Origin of the sequence: Nocardioides psychrotolerans (assembly GCF_900113685.1) — a bacterium.
Classification (GTDB): domain Bacteria; phylum Actinomycetota; class Actinomycetes; order Propionibacteriales; family Nocardioidaceae; genus Nocardioides; species Nocardioides psychrotolerans.
Window position 1 is genome coordinate 123,404 of record NZ_FOQG01000012.1, and the last position, 14,735, is coordinate 138,138.

At 72.1% G+C, this 14,735-nt stretch carries 18 protein-coding genes; 9 read left to right on the plus strand and 9 right to left on the minus strand.

Annotated features, from left to right (window positions below; all coding sequences use genetic code 11):
* The first annotated feature begins 82 nt into the window (after positions 1 to 82).
* From BM204_RS14990 to BM204_RS15000, 3 genes are all read left to right on the plus strand, one after another.
* Positions 83 to 346 carry a phosphoribosyl-ATP diphosphatase gene (locus tag BM204_RS14990; protein WP_091114969.1) on the plus strand — a complete coding sequence of 88 codons (264 nt, stop codon included), beginning with the start codon at positions 83 to 85 and terminating at the stop codon, positions 344 to 346.
* Positions 347 to 408: 62 nt separating this feature from the next.
* Positions 409 to 1,251, plus strand: coding sequence for an ATP phosphoribosyltransferase (gene hisG, locus BM204_RS14995; protein WP_091114973.1), 843 nt, complete (start codon positions 409 to 411; stop codon positions 1,249 to 1,251).
* Entirely contained in the window at positions 1,235 to 1,705 is a 471-nt protein-coding gene (locus BM204_RS15000) for a PH domain-containing protein (protein WP_091114909.1), read from the plus strand. Before hisG ends, BM204_RS15000 begins: the two co-directional genes overlap by 17 nt.
* Here the strand turns inward: BM204_RS15000 and BM204_RS15005 are convergent.
* The 8 genes from BM204_RS15005 to BM204_RS15035 are packed head-to-tail and all read right to left on the minus strand — an operon-like array spanning position 1,670 to position 8,633.
* Positions 1,670 to 2,593, minus strand: coding sequence for an aldose 1-epimerase family protein (locus BM204_RS15005; RefSeq protein ID WP_091114911.1), 924 nt, complete (start codon positions 2,591 to 2,593; stop codon positions 1,670 to 1,672). The genes BM204_RS15000 and BM204_RS15005 overlap by 36 nt on opposite strands.
* 47 nt (positions 2,594 to 2,640) lie before the next feature.
* Positions 2,641 to 4,383 carry a sulfatase family protein gene (locus BM204_RS15010; protein ID WP_143099780.1) on the minus strand — a complete coding sequence of 581 codons (1,743 nt, stop codon included), beginning with the start codon at positions 4,381 to 4,383 and terminating at the stop codon, positions 2,641 to 2,643.
* Positions 4,384 to 4,392: 9 nt separating this feature from the next.
* Complete coding sequence (locus BM204_RS15015; protein WP_174813021.1) at positions 4,393 to 5,013, minus strand: uridine kinase family protein; 621 nt, start codon at positions 5,011 to 5,013, stop codon at positions 4,393 to 4,395.
* Entirely contained in the window at positions 4,991 to 6,229 is a 1,239-nt protein-coding gene (locus BM204_RS15020; RefSeq protein WP_091114915.1) for an amino acid deaminase/aldolase, read from the minus strand. Before BM204_RS15020 ends, BM204_RS15015 begins: the two co-directional genes overlap by 23 nt.
* The gene (locus tag BM204_RS15025) at positions 6,229 to 6,888 is read right to left on the minus strand and encodes a hypothetical protein (protein WP_091114917.1); all 660 of its coding nucleotides are present in this window, start codon (positions 6,886 to 6,888) and stop codon (positions 6,229 to 6,231) included. The genes BM204_RS15020 and BM204_RS15025 overlap by 1 nt, the downstream gene beginning before the upstream one ends.
* A gap of 30 nt (positions 6,889 to 6,918) precedes the next feature.
* A complete protein-coding gene (locus tag BM204_RS23000) occupies positions 6,919 to 7,134 on the minus strand; it encodes a hypothetical protein (protein WP_218031234.1) in 216 nt (71 codons plus the stop codon).
* Positions 7,135 to 7,170: 36 nt separating this feature from the next.
* Positions 7,171 to 7,971 carry an ABC transporter substrate-binding protein gene (locus BM204_RS15030; protein WP_218031235.1) on the minus strand — a complete coding sequence of 267 codons (801 nt, stop codon included), beginning with the start codon at positions 7,969 to 7,971 and terminating at the stop codon, positions 7,171 to 7,173.
* Positions 7,968 to 8,633 carry an ABC transporter ATP-binding protein gene (locus BM204_RS15035; protein WP_091114919.1) on the minus strand — a complete coding sequence of 222 codons (666 nt, stop codon included), beginning with the start codon at positions 8,631 to 8,633 and terminating at the stop codon, positions 7,968 to 7,970. The genes BM204_RS15030 and BM204_RS15035 overlap by 4 nt, the downstream gene beginning before the upstream one ends.
* 29 nt (positions 8,634 to 8,662) lie before the next feature.
* On the opposite strand from BM204_RS15035, the gene BM204_RS15040 reads away from it, so the two are divergent.
* From BM204_RS15040 to BM204_RS15060, 5 genes are all read left to right on the plus strand, one after another.
* A complete protein-coding gene (locus tag BM204_RS15040; protein ID WP_091114921.1) occupies positions 8,663 to 9,169 on the plus strand; it encodes an SseB family protein in 507 nt (168 codons plus the stop codon).
* A gap of 303 nt (positions 9,170 to 9,472) precedes the next feature.
* Entirely contained in the window at positions 9,473 to 10,186 is a 714-nt protein-coding gene (gene infC / locus BM204_RS15045) for a translation initiation factor IF-3 (RefSeq protein ID WP_091114975.1), read from the plus strand.
* An 84-nt stretch (positions 10,187 to 10,270) separates the two neighbouring features.
* On the plus strand, positions 10,271 to 10,465 hold the full coding sequence (rpmI, locus tag BM204_RS15050; protein ID WP_091114978.1) for a 50S ribosomal protein L35: 195 nt from the start codon (positions 10,271 to 10,273) through the stop codon (positions 10,463 to 10,465).
* 72 nt (positions 10,466 to 10,537) lie between these two features.
* Positions 10,538 to 10,930, plus strand: a complete 393-nt coding sequence (gene rplT, locus BM204_RS15055) for a 50S ribosomal protein L20 (RefSeq protein ID WP_091114924.1) — start codon at positions 10,538 to 10,540, stop codon at positions 10,928 to 10,930.
* Between the two features lie 20 nt (positions 10,931 to 10,950).
* The gene (locus BM204_RS15060; protein ID WP_091114927.1) at positions 10,951 to 11,748 is read left to right on the plus strand and encodes a TrmH family RNA methyltransferase; all 798 of its coding nucleotides are present in this window, start codon (positions 10,951 to 10,953) and stop codon (positions 11,746 to 11,748) included.
* A gap of 58 nt (positions 11,749 to 11,806) precedes the next feature.
* Here the strand turns inward: BM204_RS15060 and BM204_RS15065 are convergent, their stop codons facing one another.
* Positions 11,807 to 13,456 (minus strand): hypothetical protein, encoded by a 1,650-nt coding sequence (locus BM204_RS15065; RefSeq protein WP_091114930.1) that lies wholly within the window; start codon positions 13,454 to 13,456, stop codon positions 11,807 to 11,809.
* A 150-nt stretch (positions 13,457 to 13,606) separates the two neighbouring features.
* Between BM204_RS15065 and BM204_RS15070 the strand changes: the two genes are divergently transcribed.
* Positions 13,607 to 14,671 (plus strand): sensor histidine kinase, encoded by a 1,065-nt coding sequence (locus BM204_RS15070; RefSeq protein WP_246166251.1) that lies wholly within the window; start codon positions 13,607 to 13,609, stop codon positions 14,669 to 14,671.
* Positions 14,672 to 14,735 lie beyond the last annotated feature (64 nt).

A 14,735-nucleotide genomic window follows, 5' to 3' on the forward strand; every position in this document is an offset into this window, starting at 1 on the left:
GACCGTGGGCTGGGCCACAGGACCCGGGGTGAGGGTGGACACGGTGCAGAGGCTAGCGTCCACCCCCGTAGGCTGGCTGATCGTGAAGACGTTCGACGAGCTCTGGGCCGAGCTGAGCGAGAAGGCCCGGACCCGCCCTGAGGGCTCCGGCACCGTGCGCGAGCTCGATGCCGGCGTGCACACCATCGGGAAGAAGCTGGTCGAGGAGGCCGCCGAGTCCTGGATGGCCGCCGAGCACGAGGGCAAGCATCGGGCCGCGGAGGAGATCAGCCAGCTGCTCTACCACGCGCAGGTGCTCATGATCGCCCTCGACCTCGACCTCGACGACGTCTACACCCACCTCTGAGGAGGGACCCCGTGTCCGATCCCACCAGCACCGATCCCACCAGCTCGCCCGGGCAGTCCCGTCTGCTGCGCGTCGCCGTCCCCAACAAGGGATCGCTCTCGCAGTCGGCCTCCGACATCCTGCGCGAGTCCGGCTACCGCCAGCGCACGGACTCCAAGGAGCTCACGCTCATCGACGTCGAGAACGGCGTCGAGTTCTTCTACCTCCGCCCGCGCGACATCGCGCTCTACGTCGGCGAGGGCACCCTCGACGCCGGCATCACCGGCCGCGACCTGCTGCGCGACTCCGGCGCCAAGGCCGACGAGGCGCTCCAGCTCGGCTTCGGTCGCAGCACCTTCCGCTTCGCCGGCCCCGCCGGTGCCTTCTCCGACCTCAGCCAGCTCGCGGGCACCCGCATCGCGACGTCCTACGTCGGCGTGGTCCACGCCTTCCTCGAGGAGCGCGGGATCGACGCGACCGTCACCCGCCTCGACGGCGCCGTCGAGACCAGCATCCAGCTCGGGGTCGCCGACGTGATCGCCGACGTCGTGGAGACCGGCAGCACGTTGCGCCAGGCCGGCCTCGAGACGTTCGGCGAGCCGATCCTCCAGTCCGAGGCCGTGCTGATCACCCGCACCGGCGACGTGCCGTCCGGCTTCGAGGTCTTCAAGCGCCGCGTCGACGGCGTGCTCGTGGCCCGCAGCTACGTGATGATGGACTACGACATCGAGGAGCGGCACGTCACCGCAGCGGTCGCTTTGACGCCGGGCATCGAGGGCCCCACCATCTCTCCGCTGCATCGCGAGGGCTGGGTCGCCGTCCGGGCCATGGTGCCGCGCGCCGGCGCCCAGCGCCTGATGGACGAGCTCTGGGGCATCGGTGCTCGCGGCATCCTCACGACGGACATCCATGCCTGCCGTCTCTGAGCCCGGGAGGGTCCCGCTGCCCCACACCTGGCGCCCGCTGGGCCCCCGGATCGCCGGCATCGCGGCCTTCGGTGCGCTGGTCGTGGTCATCCTCTTTCTCTGGCTGAGCTTCGACGACGAGACCCGTGCCTCGGTCACGCCCTTCCAGCGCGGCACCGTGCTGGCGCTCGGGCTCCTCGGTTTCGTCGTGATCTACGCGGTGGTGCGCTCACGCGCGGTCGCCCGGACCGACGGGCTGCTCGTGGTCAACGGCTACCGACGACACCACTACGCGTGGGCCGAGATCATCGCGGCGCGACTGCCCTCGGGTGCGCCGTGGGTGACGCTCGACCTGGCCGACGGCACCACGGTGTCCGTGTTCGCCATCCAGGGCTCCGACGGTCAGCGGGCCCGCATCGCCGTGCGTGAGCTGCGCGCGCTAGTCGACAGCGCGCACCCCCCACGAGACCGATAGCTCGTCGCCCGGCTCGCCCGTGGGCGCGAGCGTGACGAGGTCCTCCCCCGAGCGGAACGCGTCGGCGCCGGCACTCATCGGCTCCACGGCGATGGAGCGCCGCTCGAGCCCGGGGACGTCGTCGGCGGTGTAGAGCAGCAGCCACCGCACGTGCTCGTCGACCCACAGCGCCACGCCGCGACCGGTGGCCGGGTCGCGCAGCTGGGTGGTGGCGATGCCATGGCGGTCGCGGGCGAGGTCGGTGAAGGTGTGGTTGAGCTCGACGCCCCGCAACGGCCGTGCCACGCGGAAGTCGTACGACGTGCCCTCCACCGACTCCCGGCCGACCGGCAGCAGCCGCTCGTCCGTGAGCGTGCGGGTGTTGGCGGGCAGCGTGAGCTCCCACGTGTCGACCGGCCCGGGACCGACGCTGAGGTAGGGATGGGCGCCGCACGCGTAGGGCGCCGGCGTGGTGCCGGTGTTGGTCGCGGTCTGGGTGACCGTGAGGCCGTCGGCCGACACGTCGTAGGTGACGTGGAGGTCCAGCGTCCAGGGAAAGCCGCTCTGCGCCATCAGCCGGTACTGCAGCGACACCGAGTGTCCCGTGTGCTCCTCGACGCTCCAGGCGACCCAACGGGCCAGGCCGTGGGAGGCGTTGCCCCGCCGGGGCTCGGTCAGCGCCAGCTGGTGCTCGGTCCCGCCGAACGAGTAGCGGCCGTCGCGGATCCGGTTGGGCCACGGCATCAACAGCTGACCGCGGCCGCCGTAGGACATCTCGTCCTCGCCGAAGCCGTCCACGAGCGACCGCTCGGCGTACGTCAGGGAACGCAGCGCCGCCCCGCTCTCGGTGACCACCGCGCGATAGCCGCCCCCGCTGATCTCGAACTGGTCGCCGCTGGGAGGGATCACCCGAAGACCCTAGGCCGAGTCGGCGCGATGTCGCGGCCGTGTCCGGCTCAGAAGCCGTAGACCCGGGTGACCTTGCGCCAATAGGCGCGCGTCATGGTGGCCGTCTGCTGCGAGGTGGCGCGCAACGACGCGGGCAGCGGCACCCGGCAGGTGTCGCCCGCGCAGCTGCGGCTGCGCCACCAGACCCGGTGGAGGTCCTGCTCGACCGCGCGGTAGGCGCGACGGCCGTGGACGTTCTGCAGCTGGAGCGGGTCGCGCACGAGGTCGTAGAGCTCGTGCTCACCGGTGCGGTTGCGGATGTAGGAGTAGCGCGCGGTGCGGACGCCGATGGAGGTGCGGGGACCGGAGAACCCGGGGGAGCGGATCCCGCGGCCCTCGGTGCCGGTGGCCTCGTCGACGACCGGTGTGACCCAGCCGCGGTCGCCCCGTCGCATCGTGGTCAGCCGCGAGGTCCCGTCGGCCCGCAGCGGCGGGCGCGCGTTGCCGAGGTCCAGGATCGTGGCGGACACATCGATGGTGGTGATCGGGTCGAAGCGGTCGGCGTGGCGCCGCATGCCCGGGCCGGTGACGACGAAGGGCACCCGCAGGGACGGCTCGTGGGCGCGGACCTTGCCGCTGCGCCGGCGGTGCTCGCCGAGGAAGTAGCCGTTGTCGGAAGTGAACATGAAGACCGTGTCGCGCCACTCCCCGGACCGCTTGAGCTCCTTGACGAGCCGGCCGATCTGCTGGTCCATGACGTAGACGGCCTCGGCACGCTGCCGCGTCATCGTGCGTACGGCGGCACGCTCGCGCGCGCTGAGCTCCGGTTGGATCCGGAAGGACCGCGGCTTGTCGGAGATGTCGCGCTCGCTCGGACCGCCGCCGCGGGGCAGCCCCGCGCCGCGGTTGATCAGCCCGTCGAAGCGGCCACGCACGGAGCGGGGGCGGGCTGGGGTGCGCACGTCCTGCGGGCGCCCACGCGCGTCGGTGAGGAAGCGGGGCGGGTCGTCGGGCTCGGTCGGTCCGCCGAAGTGGGGTGCGACGTAGTTGACGTACATGAAGAAGGGCTTGGCGCGACGGCTGAAGGAGCGCGCCATGTCGACGGAGAAGCTGCCGACCACGAACGAGCTGTACGTGCCGCGGTGGGACTCGTCGACGCGCCCGTTCACGTTGAAGGGCGTGTCCATGTAGTGGTAGGTGCTGCCCCGGACGCTGGGGACGCCGGGATCGATCGACGCGCGCCAGTCGTCCCAGCCGCGCGGGACGTAGCGGAAGGAGGGACGCCCGCTGACGCGCGATCGCGCCGGGCCGTAGCGATTGAGGTACTTGCCGACGAATCCCGTGGTGTAGCCGGTGTCCCGCAGCGAGGTCGCGAGCGTGCGCGAGTCGTCGAAGGCGCCGTAGCCGTAGGGGTCCTCGTGCGAGAAGACCCGGTGGTTGTGCGCGTATTGGCCGGTGAGGAACGACGCGCGTGCCGGGCAGCACAACGGGTAGGGGGAGAAGGAGTTCTGGAAGGTCAGGCCGTGCTGGACCACGGTGGCGCGCAGCGCTGGCATGAAGCGCAGCTCGTCGACGCGCATGTCGTCGGCCATCACGACGACGATGTTGGGCTTGCGCCCGCGCTCCGGGGCCGAGGTCGCCGCCGCGCCCGCCCCGCCCGAGCCGACCGGCACGGCCGTGCGCCCGGGCACCAGCTCGTCGGCGCTGCCCGGCACGGGCGACGGGCCGGGAAGGAGGAGGGCAGCGGCCAGCAGGACGACACCGACCCCACCGGCCAGCACCGCCCGCGACAGCCTGGACCGGGGGAGCACGCTCACAACCTAGGTGACGCTTCCCGGGGGATCCTGGTTCGCGGGCGGGGCGTCGGTCACACGCGGCAGCTCGACCCCGGTGCCGTCGACGGCCAGGTCCGCGCGCTCACGGGTCCCCTCCCGGGCGAAGTGCCGTGCCTCGTCGACCATCCACCGGCGCCACTGCTCCTGGAGTCGTACGCCGTCGCGCGCGACGCCGCGGGTCAGGCGCAGGTCGGCCGGCACCTCGACCCACACCAGCACGGTGCAGAGCGCGGCGTGCGCGGCCGAGCCGGAGCCGACGCCCTCGAGCACCAGCAGCGGGGCCGGGGGGACCGTGCGCGTCTCGACGTACGCCTCAGCGACCCAGTCGTAGCGCCGGTAGCTGCCCGGCCGTCCCGCGGCCAGGGGGTCGAGGATCGTCGAGAGCTGGTCGGCCACGCCGGGGAGGCCGCCCCAACCGTCGTAGAGGTCGTCCATGTGCACGACCGGGCTGCCGGTCAGCGTGGCGACTGCTCCGGCCAGCGTGGTCTTGCCCGACCCGGCCGGACCGTCGAGGCAGAGCAACCGACCAGCCCCGAGCGTCGCCGACCGCGAGCCCAGCAGGTCGACGACGATCCCGGCGACCTCAGAAGGCGAGACCGTGGCCACGGTAGGACCGAACCTCGTCGACGAAGGCCTCGCCGCTCAGCAGCTGCACCGTGGTGGTGTGCTCGAAGAGCTCGCCGGACTTGGCGTGGCGGAACCACACCAGGTCGCCGATGGCCAGCAGGCCTGCGGCGTTGCCCGTGAGCGGGGTCTGGACCTCGCCGGCGCCCTCGAGCCCCGTCAGGCGCAGGCCGGCCGGCGCCCACGGCGTGGGGAGGCGGTCGGCGCCCGCAGCCCCGGAGGCGACGAAGCCACCGCCGTGGACGGTGGCGATGTCGGGAGAGGGTCGCCGCACGACGGGCACGCCGTAGAAGGCGGCCGGGCGCGCCTCGAAGGACTGGTAGTGGTCGAAGAGCGTGGGGACCAGCAGGCCGGAGCCGGCGGCCACCTCGGTGACGACGGGGTCGGCGACGGTGGCCTCGACCGAGCCGGAGCCGCCGGCGTTCCAGAGCTCCAGGTCGACGATCTGGCGCAGGGCGTCGGCGATCTCGCGGCGCCGGACGGTGAGCTGGGTGAGCGACATCGACTTCAGCCGCCGCACGACCATCGACCTCGCTCGCGCGGTCGGCACGTCGTCGGGCACGCCGGCGACCTGGCCCTCGTAGGTCATCGCGCCGACCAGCCGGAAGCCCGGCCGGTCCATCACGGTGCGGGCCAGGCGGGTCACCGATGCCGCGTCGAAGAGGGGGGAGCGCTTGGGGCCGACGTGCTGGTGGCCCATGCGGAGCCCGGCGTCGATGTCGATCGCGACCCGGACCGGGACGGCGTGGGAGGCGCGCACGGAGTCGACGACGTCGAGGTGGGCGATGTCGTCGATCATCAGGGTGATCCGGGCGGCTGCGCGGGGCGACGCGACCAGGCGCTCCAACGCGGCGCGGTCGACGGTCGGGTAGGCGACAAGCAGGTCGTCGGTGATCTCCTGCTCCTCGAGCCAGAGTGCCTCGGCCAGCGTGTAGGCGAGCACCCCCTCGAATCCGTCGCGGGCCAGGACCCGCCGCAGCAGGGCCGGCACCCGGACCGACTTGGAGGCCACCCGGACCGGGGTGCCGGCGGCCCGACGCACCAGGTCGTCGGCGTTGGCGTCGAAGGCGTCGAGGTCCACGACCATCAGGGGCGTGGGGAGCGGCTCGTCGTGCGCGGCCACGGCGGCGCCCAACCGGGCCCAGAGCCGGTTGCGGTCGACGAACGAGGACGAGCCGGCAGTCGCTGGCGGGGCCATCAGCTGATGCCGCGCTTGCGCAGCAACGCCTCGATCTCGGCGAGGTCGTCGTCGATCGCGGGTTTGCCGCGCCCGCGAGCCGGCAACGTGTCGGGAGCGACGGCACGCGGGGTGACCTCTCGGCGTGCCTCGAGGGCGCGCCCGGCGCCGAACAGCACGACCGCGACGCCCGCCGTGATGACACCGAGCCACACGAAGGGGTTGAAGACCAGCGTGGTCGCCCAGTCACCGACCGCCCCGACGATGCGGGTCAGCATCTGCAGGGACTCGGTGAGGTAGGCGGCGAGCGGCAGCAGGGTGATCCCGGCGCTCTTCAGGGCGGCGGCCAGGCCCCGACGCTGGTAGGCGTACCAGGTCCAGATCCCTCCCAGGAGGGTGAGCGCCAGCGTGAGCGCTCCCCACGTCACGTCGTCCACCTCCCCAGGGTGGCACACGGACGGGGAACGCCCCGTCAGGCCGGCACCGCCACGCACCGGGCCGACGCCCGCCCACAGGTGGGGCGAGACCTCCAGCTCGCGCGCCGGGGCGTACGTCGTCTGGTCATTGCTCAGCTCACTCCTCAGGGACAGCAGCCACGGGGCGTGCACCCACACCGCCTCACTGGTGTCGCGGGAGAGGGTGTGGATGCGCAGCCCGAAGCGCAGGGTCCGACCCGCCAAAGGTCGGCAGGAACCAGTGCAGGTCGAGGCTCATCCCTGGCCCCCCTCGGTGAACTCGTTGAACTGGTCGATGAAGAACGGGGCGACGTCGAAGGACTCGGGCAGCAGCTCGTTCTCCACGAACGCGTCGGCCATCGCCTGCTCGGAGTCGATGACCGCCTGGTCGACCGGCACCACCACGATGTCGCGATTCATGACCGCCGCGAGGGTCACGTCCTCGGGCAGACCGGTCTCCTCGGCCCACACCGCGGCCCACTCCTCCTTGTGCGTGGAGGACCAGACCTAGGCCTCGGCGATCTTGGCGAGGTAGTCCTCGAGGGCCGCGGTCGTCGCAGGGTCGGCCAGGGCGGCGTCCGAGGCGACCTGGAAGGTGTAGCCGTTGGCGAGCTCGGCGCCGTCGGCGATGACCTTGGCCTTCTCCTCGAGCTCGGCCTGCGAGGTGAAGGGCTCCCAGATCGCCCACGCGTCGATGTGACCCGAGCTGAAGGCGGCGAGCGCATCGGCCGGCTGCAGGTTCTGGATCTGGACGTCGGAGTAGGCGACGCCGGCCTCCCGGAGCTGGGCCAGCAGGTTGTAGTTGGCCGAGCTGCCCTGCGCGACGGCGACCTTGCCGCCCTCCAGGTCGGAGACCTCGTCGATCTCGGAGTCGGCCGGCACGACGATCGCGTCGCCAATTCCGCCGTAGGTCGCCGCCTGGACGACCTTGAGCTCGCTCTCCGCGGCAGCCGCGAACAGCGGCGGGGTGTTGCCGACCCCGCCGACGTGCAGCGAGCCGGCGCCGAGCGCCTCGAGGAGTGGGGGACCCGAGGTGAACTCCTGCCACTGCACCTCGTAGGGCAGCTCGTCGAGCAGGCCCGAGGCCTCGAGCAGCGCCTTGGAGCCGCCCTTCTGGTCGCCGACGATCAGCGTGACCTCGGAGAGGTCGACCGAGCCGTCGTCGTTCACGGCGCCCTCGTTGCCGGTGGCGTCACCGCCGCAGGAGGAGAAGGCGAGGGCGGCCAGCAGGCCGACGGCGACCAGGCCGCCCAGGCGCGTACGACGACCGGTGGTCCGGGTGGCGGTTCGGGTGCTGCGGGGATTCATGCTGCTCCTTGCTCGGTGCGGTTCTTCCGGGGGTTGCGGCTCGGGTTGGGCGGGGTGGGCCGCACGCCCAGGGCACGCATGACCTCGGCTCGCGTCTCCGCGATCTCGGGCTGCGACGGCGCCCGGTCCGAGCGCGGCAGGGTGACGTGCCAGGTGTGGGCGAGCTCGCCCTCGGCGATGACGATCAGCCGGTCGGCCAGCGCGAGCGCCTCGTCGACGTCGTGCGTCACGATCAGCACGGCCATGGAGTGGCGGCGCCACAGCTCGATGACGAGCTGGTGCATCTCGATGCGGGTCAGGGCGTCCAGCGCGCTGAAGGGCTCGTCGAGCAGCAGCAGCGACGGGTTGCTCACCAGGGCGCGGGCCAGCGACACGCGCTGGGCCTGGCCCCCGGAGAGCTGCAGCGGCCACGCGTCGAGCTTCTCGGCGAGGCCGACCTCCTCGAGCGTCTTCTCGGCCAGCGCGGCGCGGGAGCGACGCTCCGGCGTGTTGAGCAGCGCCAGCTCGACGTTCTCCTGGACCCGGCGCCAGGGCAGCAGGCGCGGCTCCTGGAAGGCGACCGAGCTGCGGCCGTTGATCTGCACCTCACCGGCCGGTGCCTTGTCGAGACGCGCCAGGCTGCGCAGCAGCGTGGACTTGCCACACGTCCGACAGGACGGGATGGTCCGCGCCCCTCCGGCACAATGGGCCCATGACCGACCGCCGCCTTCTCGGACCGGGCTTCCCCGGTGACGCCGGTAGGGCCGACCCCGCCCTGCGCGACGCCCTCACGGCGTACGCCGCGTCCCCGGCGCGCTATGCCGACGCCCTCACCGTGCTGGCTGCGGCGCGCCTGCTGGTGCCGGTGGTCGCCGTCCTGGGCGAGGTGGAGGTCGACGAAGCCGGCCTCACGCACGACAAGACCAGCGACATGGCCGCCGTGATGCTCGAGGGTGCCGACGGCCGCGTCGCCATGCTCGCCTTCACCGGCACCGACTCGCTGGCCGCGTGGGACCCCGAGGCGCGACCGGTCCCCGTGACGTCGGTGATGGCGGCGCAGGCCGCCCGCCAGGAGGGTGCCGCCGCACTCGTGGTCGACGTCGCCGGCCCCGTCGCCTTCGTGGTGGAAGGCGACGACCTGACCGGCATCGCGGCCGAGTGGGCCCTCACGACCGTCGCCGGCCGCTCCGCCTGGCTGCGGCCTGCGGGCGACGGCTGAGGGAGTGCCTGAGGAGGCACCCGAGGCGCTGATTGGAGTCCGAGGGGAATCGTCGACTACGATCAGGTGTTGACCGATCAGTCCGGCTTGCCGGACCGATCACACAAGCGGAGATCAAGCACCACACGTCTCCCACCCGCATCGACCGAACCAGGTCGTCGGGTCCGGTCCCGAAGGCCCTGGCCCTCGCACCGAGAGAACATTCTCGGCGCAGTTCCACGGCACTCGGAGTCGCGTCGCTCCGGCGGCGTGTCGTGACTGGCTTCCGCTTGAGCAAGCGGGAGCCGTTCTTCATTTGTGGCGGTGCCCGATCCCGAACACACTGGAGGACACATCAGCACCGAGCTTCGTATCAACGAGCGGATCCGGGTACCCGAGGTCCGCCTCGTCGGTCCCAACGGAGAGACGGTCGGCATCGTGCCGACCGACCAGGCCCTCAAGCTGGCCCAGGAGGCTGACCTCGACCTCGTCGAGATCGCCCCCCAGGGCAAGCCGCCCGTGTGCAAGCTCATGGACTACGGGAAGTTCAAGTACGAGAACGCCCAGAAGGCCCGTGAGGCGCGCCGGAACCAGACGAACGTCATCATCAAGGAGATGAAGCTTCGTCCCAAGATCGACGCGCACGACTACGAGACGAAGAAGGGTCACGTCGTGCGGTTCCTCCGCGCGGGCGACAAGGTCAAGATCACGATCATGTTCCGCGGTCGCGAGCAGCACCGCCCCGAGCTGGGCTTCCGGCTGCTGCAGCGTCTGGCCGAGGACGTCACGGAGCTGGGCTTCGTCGAGTCCTCGCCCAAGCAGGACGGCCGCAACATGATCATGGTGCTCGGCCCGCACAAGAAGAAGGCCGACGCCAAGGTCGACATGCTCGCCGACAAGGAGACCAAGATGGCCGAGCGTGCTGCCGTCGTGGACGCCGAGAAGGCCGAGCGGGACGCCGCCCACGCCGCAGGACCGGTCGCGCAGAAGAAGGAGCGCGGCCGCTCCGAGAACCTCGATCCCGAGATCGAGGCCTGAGACCCCGACCGGCCCCGTGCCGGTCCTGACCGCCGATCGGTGGTCACGCGTGCCGTGACCACGACCGACCAGAAAGAGATCAAGATGCCGAAGAACAAGAGCCACTCCGGTGCCGGCAAGCGCTTCCGCGTGACGGGCACCGGCAAGATCCTTCGCGAGAAGGCGGGCAAGCGCCACAACCTGGAGAAGAAGTCCTCCAAGGTCACGCGCCGCCTGACCGGCACGGTGGTGGTCGCCAAGGCCGACACCAAGCGCGCCAAGAAGATGCTCGGCATCTAAGTCCTCGCCCACCCCCAATCGATGGTCGAGCACGACGCTGACCACTGAGCACGAGCATCAAGGAGTACCACCATGGCACGCGTCAAGAGGGCAGTGAATGCCCAGAAGAAGCGTCGTACCACTCTCGAGCGCGCAGCGGGCTACCGCGGACAGCGCTCGCGGCTCTACCGCAAGGCCAAGGAGCAGGTCACCCACTCCCTGGTCTACAGCTACAACGACCGCCGCAAGAACAAGGGCAACTTCCGCAAGCTGTGGATCCAGCGCATCAACGCCGCCGCGCGTGCGCAGGGCATGACCTACAACCGCTTCATCCAGGGCCTCAACCTCGCTGGTGTCGAGGTCGACCGCAAGATCCTGGCTGACCTGGCCGTCAACGACATCGCCACGTTCAACGCGATCGTCGAGACCGCGAAGGCCGCGCTGCCCGAGGACGTCAACGCGCCCAAGGCCGAGGCGTCCGCCTGACCTCGCACGACGCGCCGCCCGTGACCCCGGGCTCGCCCCTCACCGCAGGGAACAGCCGGGTCAAGGACACGCGCAAGCTCAGCCGCCGCTCGGACCGCTCCGAGCGGCGGTTGTTCCTCGCCGACGGCCCGAGGGCTGTCGAGGGGGCGCTCTCGCGCGCCGGGTGCGTGGTGGAGGTCTTCGCGACCCCGGCCGCCACCGAGCAGCACACCGACCTCGTCGCCGCGGCTCCCGTGTGGACCCTCGTCGACGAACGCGCCCTGGCCTCCCTGAGCGACAGCGTCAGCCCGGCGGGGGTGGTCGCTGTGTGTCGCTTCCTCGACCGGCCACTGGAGCACCTGCTCGACCCTGCCCCTCGGCTGGTGGCGCTGTGCGCCGACGTGCGTGACCCCGGCAACGCCGGCACGGTCATCCGCAGCGCCGACGCCGCCGGGGCGGACCTGGTCGTCATGGCCGGCAGCTCGGTCGACGCCTACAACCCCAAGACCGTGCGTGCCAGCGTGGGCAGCCTGTTCCACCTGCCGCTGGCCGTCGAGCCCGACGCGGCAGCAGCCGTGCGGGCCGCCAAGGCCGCAGGGCTCGTCGTGCTCGCTGCCGACGGTGGTGGAGACATCGACCTCTACGACGCCGGCGAGCTGCTCATCCAGCCCACCGCGTGGCTCTTCGGCAACGAGGCGTGGGGACTCCCCGCCGAGCTGGCCGCCCTCGCCGACCACCGGGTGGCGATCCCCATCCACGGCCGCGCCGAGAGCCTCAACCTCTCGACGGCCGCTGCGCTCTGCCTCTACGCCTCCGCCACCGCCCAGCGCGCCCACTGAAGCGGTGCCGGGCTCGCCGGCCACCCGCACGCCTGCCAACCGTCCTCGTGGGCGCGCCTCAGAAGGTCGACGTCCGGACGACGCGCCAGCCGCCGTCCTTGCGCACGACCTTGAGCGCGATGGTCCGCCGGCCGCCGGTGAGCAGGTAGGTGGACGGCGAGAAGTCGTCGAAGGCCCGGACCCGCGTGCAGGTGCCCTCCCGTGGCAGCCTCACCCGCTGGATCGTGCGCCAGGTGTCGCCGTCATAGCGCTGCAGCACCCGCGGCCACCCCTTCGGCCCCCCGTGGAGACGCACCACTGCGTCAGGGGCGATGGGGAAGACGAAGCCGCACGGCGCGGGTGCCCGCACATGCAGGCCCACGATGCCGTCGGGGGAGACGATCTTCGTCGACTGGGCAGCGGGCACCGCGAGCAGGCTGCGGTCGGCCGACGTGCCGAGAGGCCGGCCGGCGATGTCGATGACCTGCCAGGCCGTGCCATCGCTGCTGACCAGCATCCGCGCCAGGCGCGGGGGGGCGGCCTGATAGCCGTCCGTGTACGGCGGGTAGTCGCCGTCGGCGCGCTCGACGAGGTAGCAGTGGAGCGAGATCGCGTGCACCCGCAACCGCTGCTGACCGAAGGTGCTCTCGGCGGTGCAGCCGGGGAACCGGTGCTCGTAGCGCAGCTCGCGCGGCGCCCACTCCTGCGCGTCCTCGTCGTAGCGCTGGGTGAAGACCCGGCGGCGGTCGGGGCTGCCGTAGGCCACGAGCGGCTGGCCGGCCACGTCGGAGAACGACGTGTGGATGGCCCGGTGAGGGGAGCCCTCGTAGGCGACCAGGCCAGGTGCGGTGTCCGGCGCACGGCTGCTCAGCAACCACGGCGAGCCGGCGTCCGCGCGACGGATCACGAAGCGCGCCGACCGCTCGGAGCCGCCCCCGACGACCTCGAAGGCGCCGCGGTTCTCCAGGCTGCCCTCGGTGCAGCCCGGATCGACCCCCTCGACCTGCGATGAGCTGATCTCCCCGGACAGCGTGCGCTCGTGCACGCCGACCACGCACGCCTCGCCCGGGCTCTCGGGCCCGAGCACGGTGACGGTGCCGTCATCGGTGACGACGAGGGTCTCGCCGCCGCTGTCGTAGTTGAAGGAGCTCCGGCGCAGCGGCAGGAAGCCCTCGCTCGCGCCCCACTCCACGAAGTCGCCGCTGCCCCCGGCCAGCCAGGCGGCGTACGAGCCGTTCGGCGAGATCGCCGGCGGGCGGTAGGCCTCGCCGGGCAGCTCGCGCTTGCTCCACGTGCGTAGGTCCTGCGTGACCAGCGCGACGCTCGAGGCCGGCGCCTGGTCCTCGTAGTAGGGCGTGTCGCACTCCAGCAGCAGCGCGACGCCACCGGCCGAGGCGCGGCCGGAGATGTCGCCGCAGGTCACGCGGTTGGCGCCGCGGAAGAGCAGCCGTGGCGCAGACCAGGTGAAGGTCGCCTCGTCGAGGTTCTGCACCATGACGTGCTTGGGGTCGGGGGCGCCGACGGCGATCGTGCCGAGGCCGGGTGACCTGTAGACCCGGGCCTTGAGGTGGCGGTAGGACGCCGGGGCGTCGGCCCGCCGCTCGGACGCAGCCTGGTCGGACGCAGCCTGGTCGGACGCAGGGGCGTCGGTCGCCGCCGCGTCGGCGCCCGCTCCGACGACGAGGGCGGACAGCAGGGCCGCGATGACCCGCTTGGTGGCTGGACGCATGGTGTCTCCTCCGAGAAGCGTGTGAGAAAGGGTGTCGCTCACATCGACGTCGGCAGTCGTCGGTGTGTTCGCCGACCGGCCTCATCGTTACCCTGCCGTGACGCGAGCGCCACGCCGCCCCCCGCGCCCGGCCCCTCGTAGGGTGCACCCGTGACCGCGAGCATCGAGAGTGCGCAGGAGCTGGCCGACGCCCTGCCCGACGGAGTGGTGGTAGCCGGCGCTGACGGCGCCGTCGTGCTCGTCTCGAGCGTCGCCGGACGGATGCTCGGTGGTGCGCCGGCCGACCTCGTCGGCCAACCCCTGGGCGAGGTCCTGGCCCTCCAGGACCAGGACGGCAAGGCGTGGCACGCCTGCAACACGCCCTACGACGGGCTGGCGACGCGCACCGCCGTCCCCGAGCAGCCGTGGCTGCTGCCCGACGGCACCGAGGTCCTCGTGGCCGCCCGCCTCCACCGGGAGTCCCTGCGCGACCCGGTGTCCCGGGTCGCGGTCACGCTGCGCTCGGGCCGGGGTCGGGCCCGCCTCGACCGGGAGCGCTCCGACCTCGTCGCGACCGTCGCTCACGAGCTCCGCTCGCCCCTGACCGGGGTGAAGGGCTTCGTCCAGGCGCTGCTGAACCGCTGGGACAAGCTCAGCGACGACCAGAAGAAGCTGATGCTGACCACGGTCAGTGCCGACTCCGACCGGCTCAGCCGGCTCATCGCGGAGCTGCTCGACGTGGCCCGCATCGACACCGGTCGGCTCCAGCTCTACCCCCGCCCCTCCGACGCCACCGTGCTGGTGCAGCGCATCGTGGACTCGGTCCAGGCCGGCACCTCACGCCACATCGAGCTCGTCGGCGAGGAGGACCTGCCCGAGATCAGCGTCGACCCCGACAAGTTCACCCAGGTCGTCACCAACCTGATCGAGAACGGCGTGCGCCACGGCGAGGGCACGGTCCGCGTGACGCTGGCGCCGCTGCCGGCGACCGCCGAGTTCGCCGGCGTGATCCTCATCGTGGACGACGAGGGTGCGGGCATCCCGATGGAGCTGCGGCGGCGAGTCTTCACCAAGTTCTGGCGCGGCGGCGCGCGCGGTGGCTCGGGCCTCGGCCTCTACCTCGTCAACGGCCTGGTCCGCTCCCACGGCGGCACGGTCGTCATCGACGACGCGCCCGGCGGCGGCGCCCGGCTGGTCCTCACCTGGCCCGCCGAGGACCGCACCGGCCCGCGCTGATCTCGGTTGCTGGATGGCAGCCGCGTCGGCACGAGCCGCCAACGTTCGAGACCTCACGCGTCCC

What these genes read in the sequence shown, in the direction of transcription:
- BM204_RS15020 (WP_091114915.1), bottom strand. Translation starts at nt 6,229, where the DNA reads ATGGCCCCGCCAGCGACTGCCGGCTCGTCCTCGTTCGTCGACCGCAAC.
- BM204_RS15065 (WP_091114930.1), bottom strand. Translation starts at nt 13,456, where the DNA reads ATGCGTCCAGCCACCAAGCGGGTCATCGCGGCCCTGCTGTCCGCCCTC.
- BM204_RS15030 (WP_218031235.1), bottom strand. Translation starts at nt 7,971, where the DNA reads ATGAATCCCCGCAGCACCCGAACCGCCACCCGGACCACCGGTCGTCGT.
- BM204_RS15040 (WP_091114921.1), top strand. Translation starts at nt 8,663, where the DNA reads ATGACCGACCGCCGCCTTCTCGGACCGGGCTTCCCCGGTGACGCCGGT.
- BM204_RS15000 (WP_091114909.1), top strand. Translation starts at nt 1,235, where the DNA reads ATGCCTGCCGTCTCTGAGCCCGGGAGGGTCCCGCTGCCCCACACCTGG.
- rplT (WP_091114924.1), top strand. Translation starts at nt 10,538, where the DNA reads ATGGCACGCGTCAAGAGGGCAGTGAATGCCCAGAAGAAGCGTCGTACC.
- rpmI (WP_091114978.1), top strand. Translation starts at nt 10,271, where the DNA reads ATGCCGAAGAACAAGAGCCACTCCGGTGCCGGCAAGCGCTTCCGCGTG.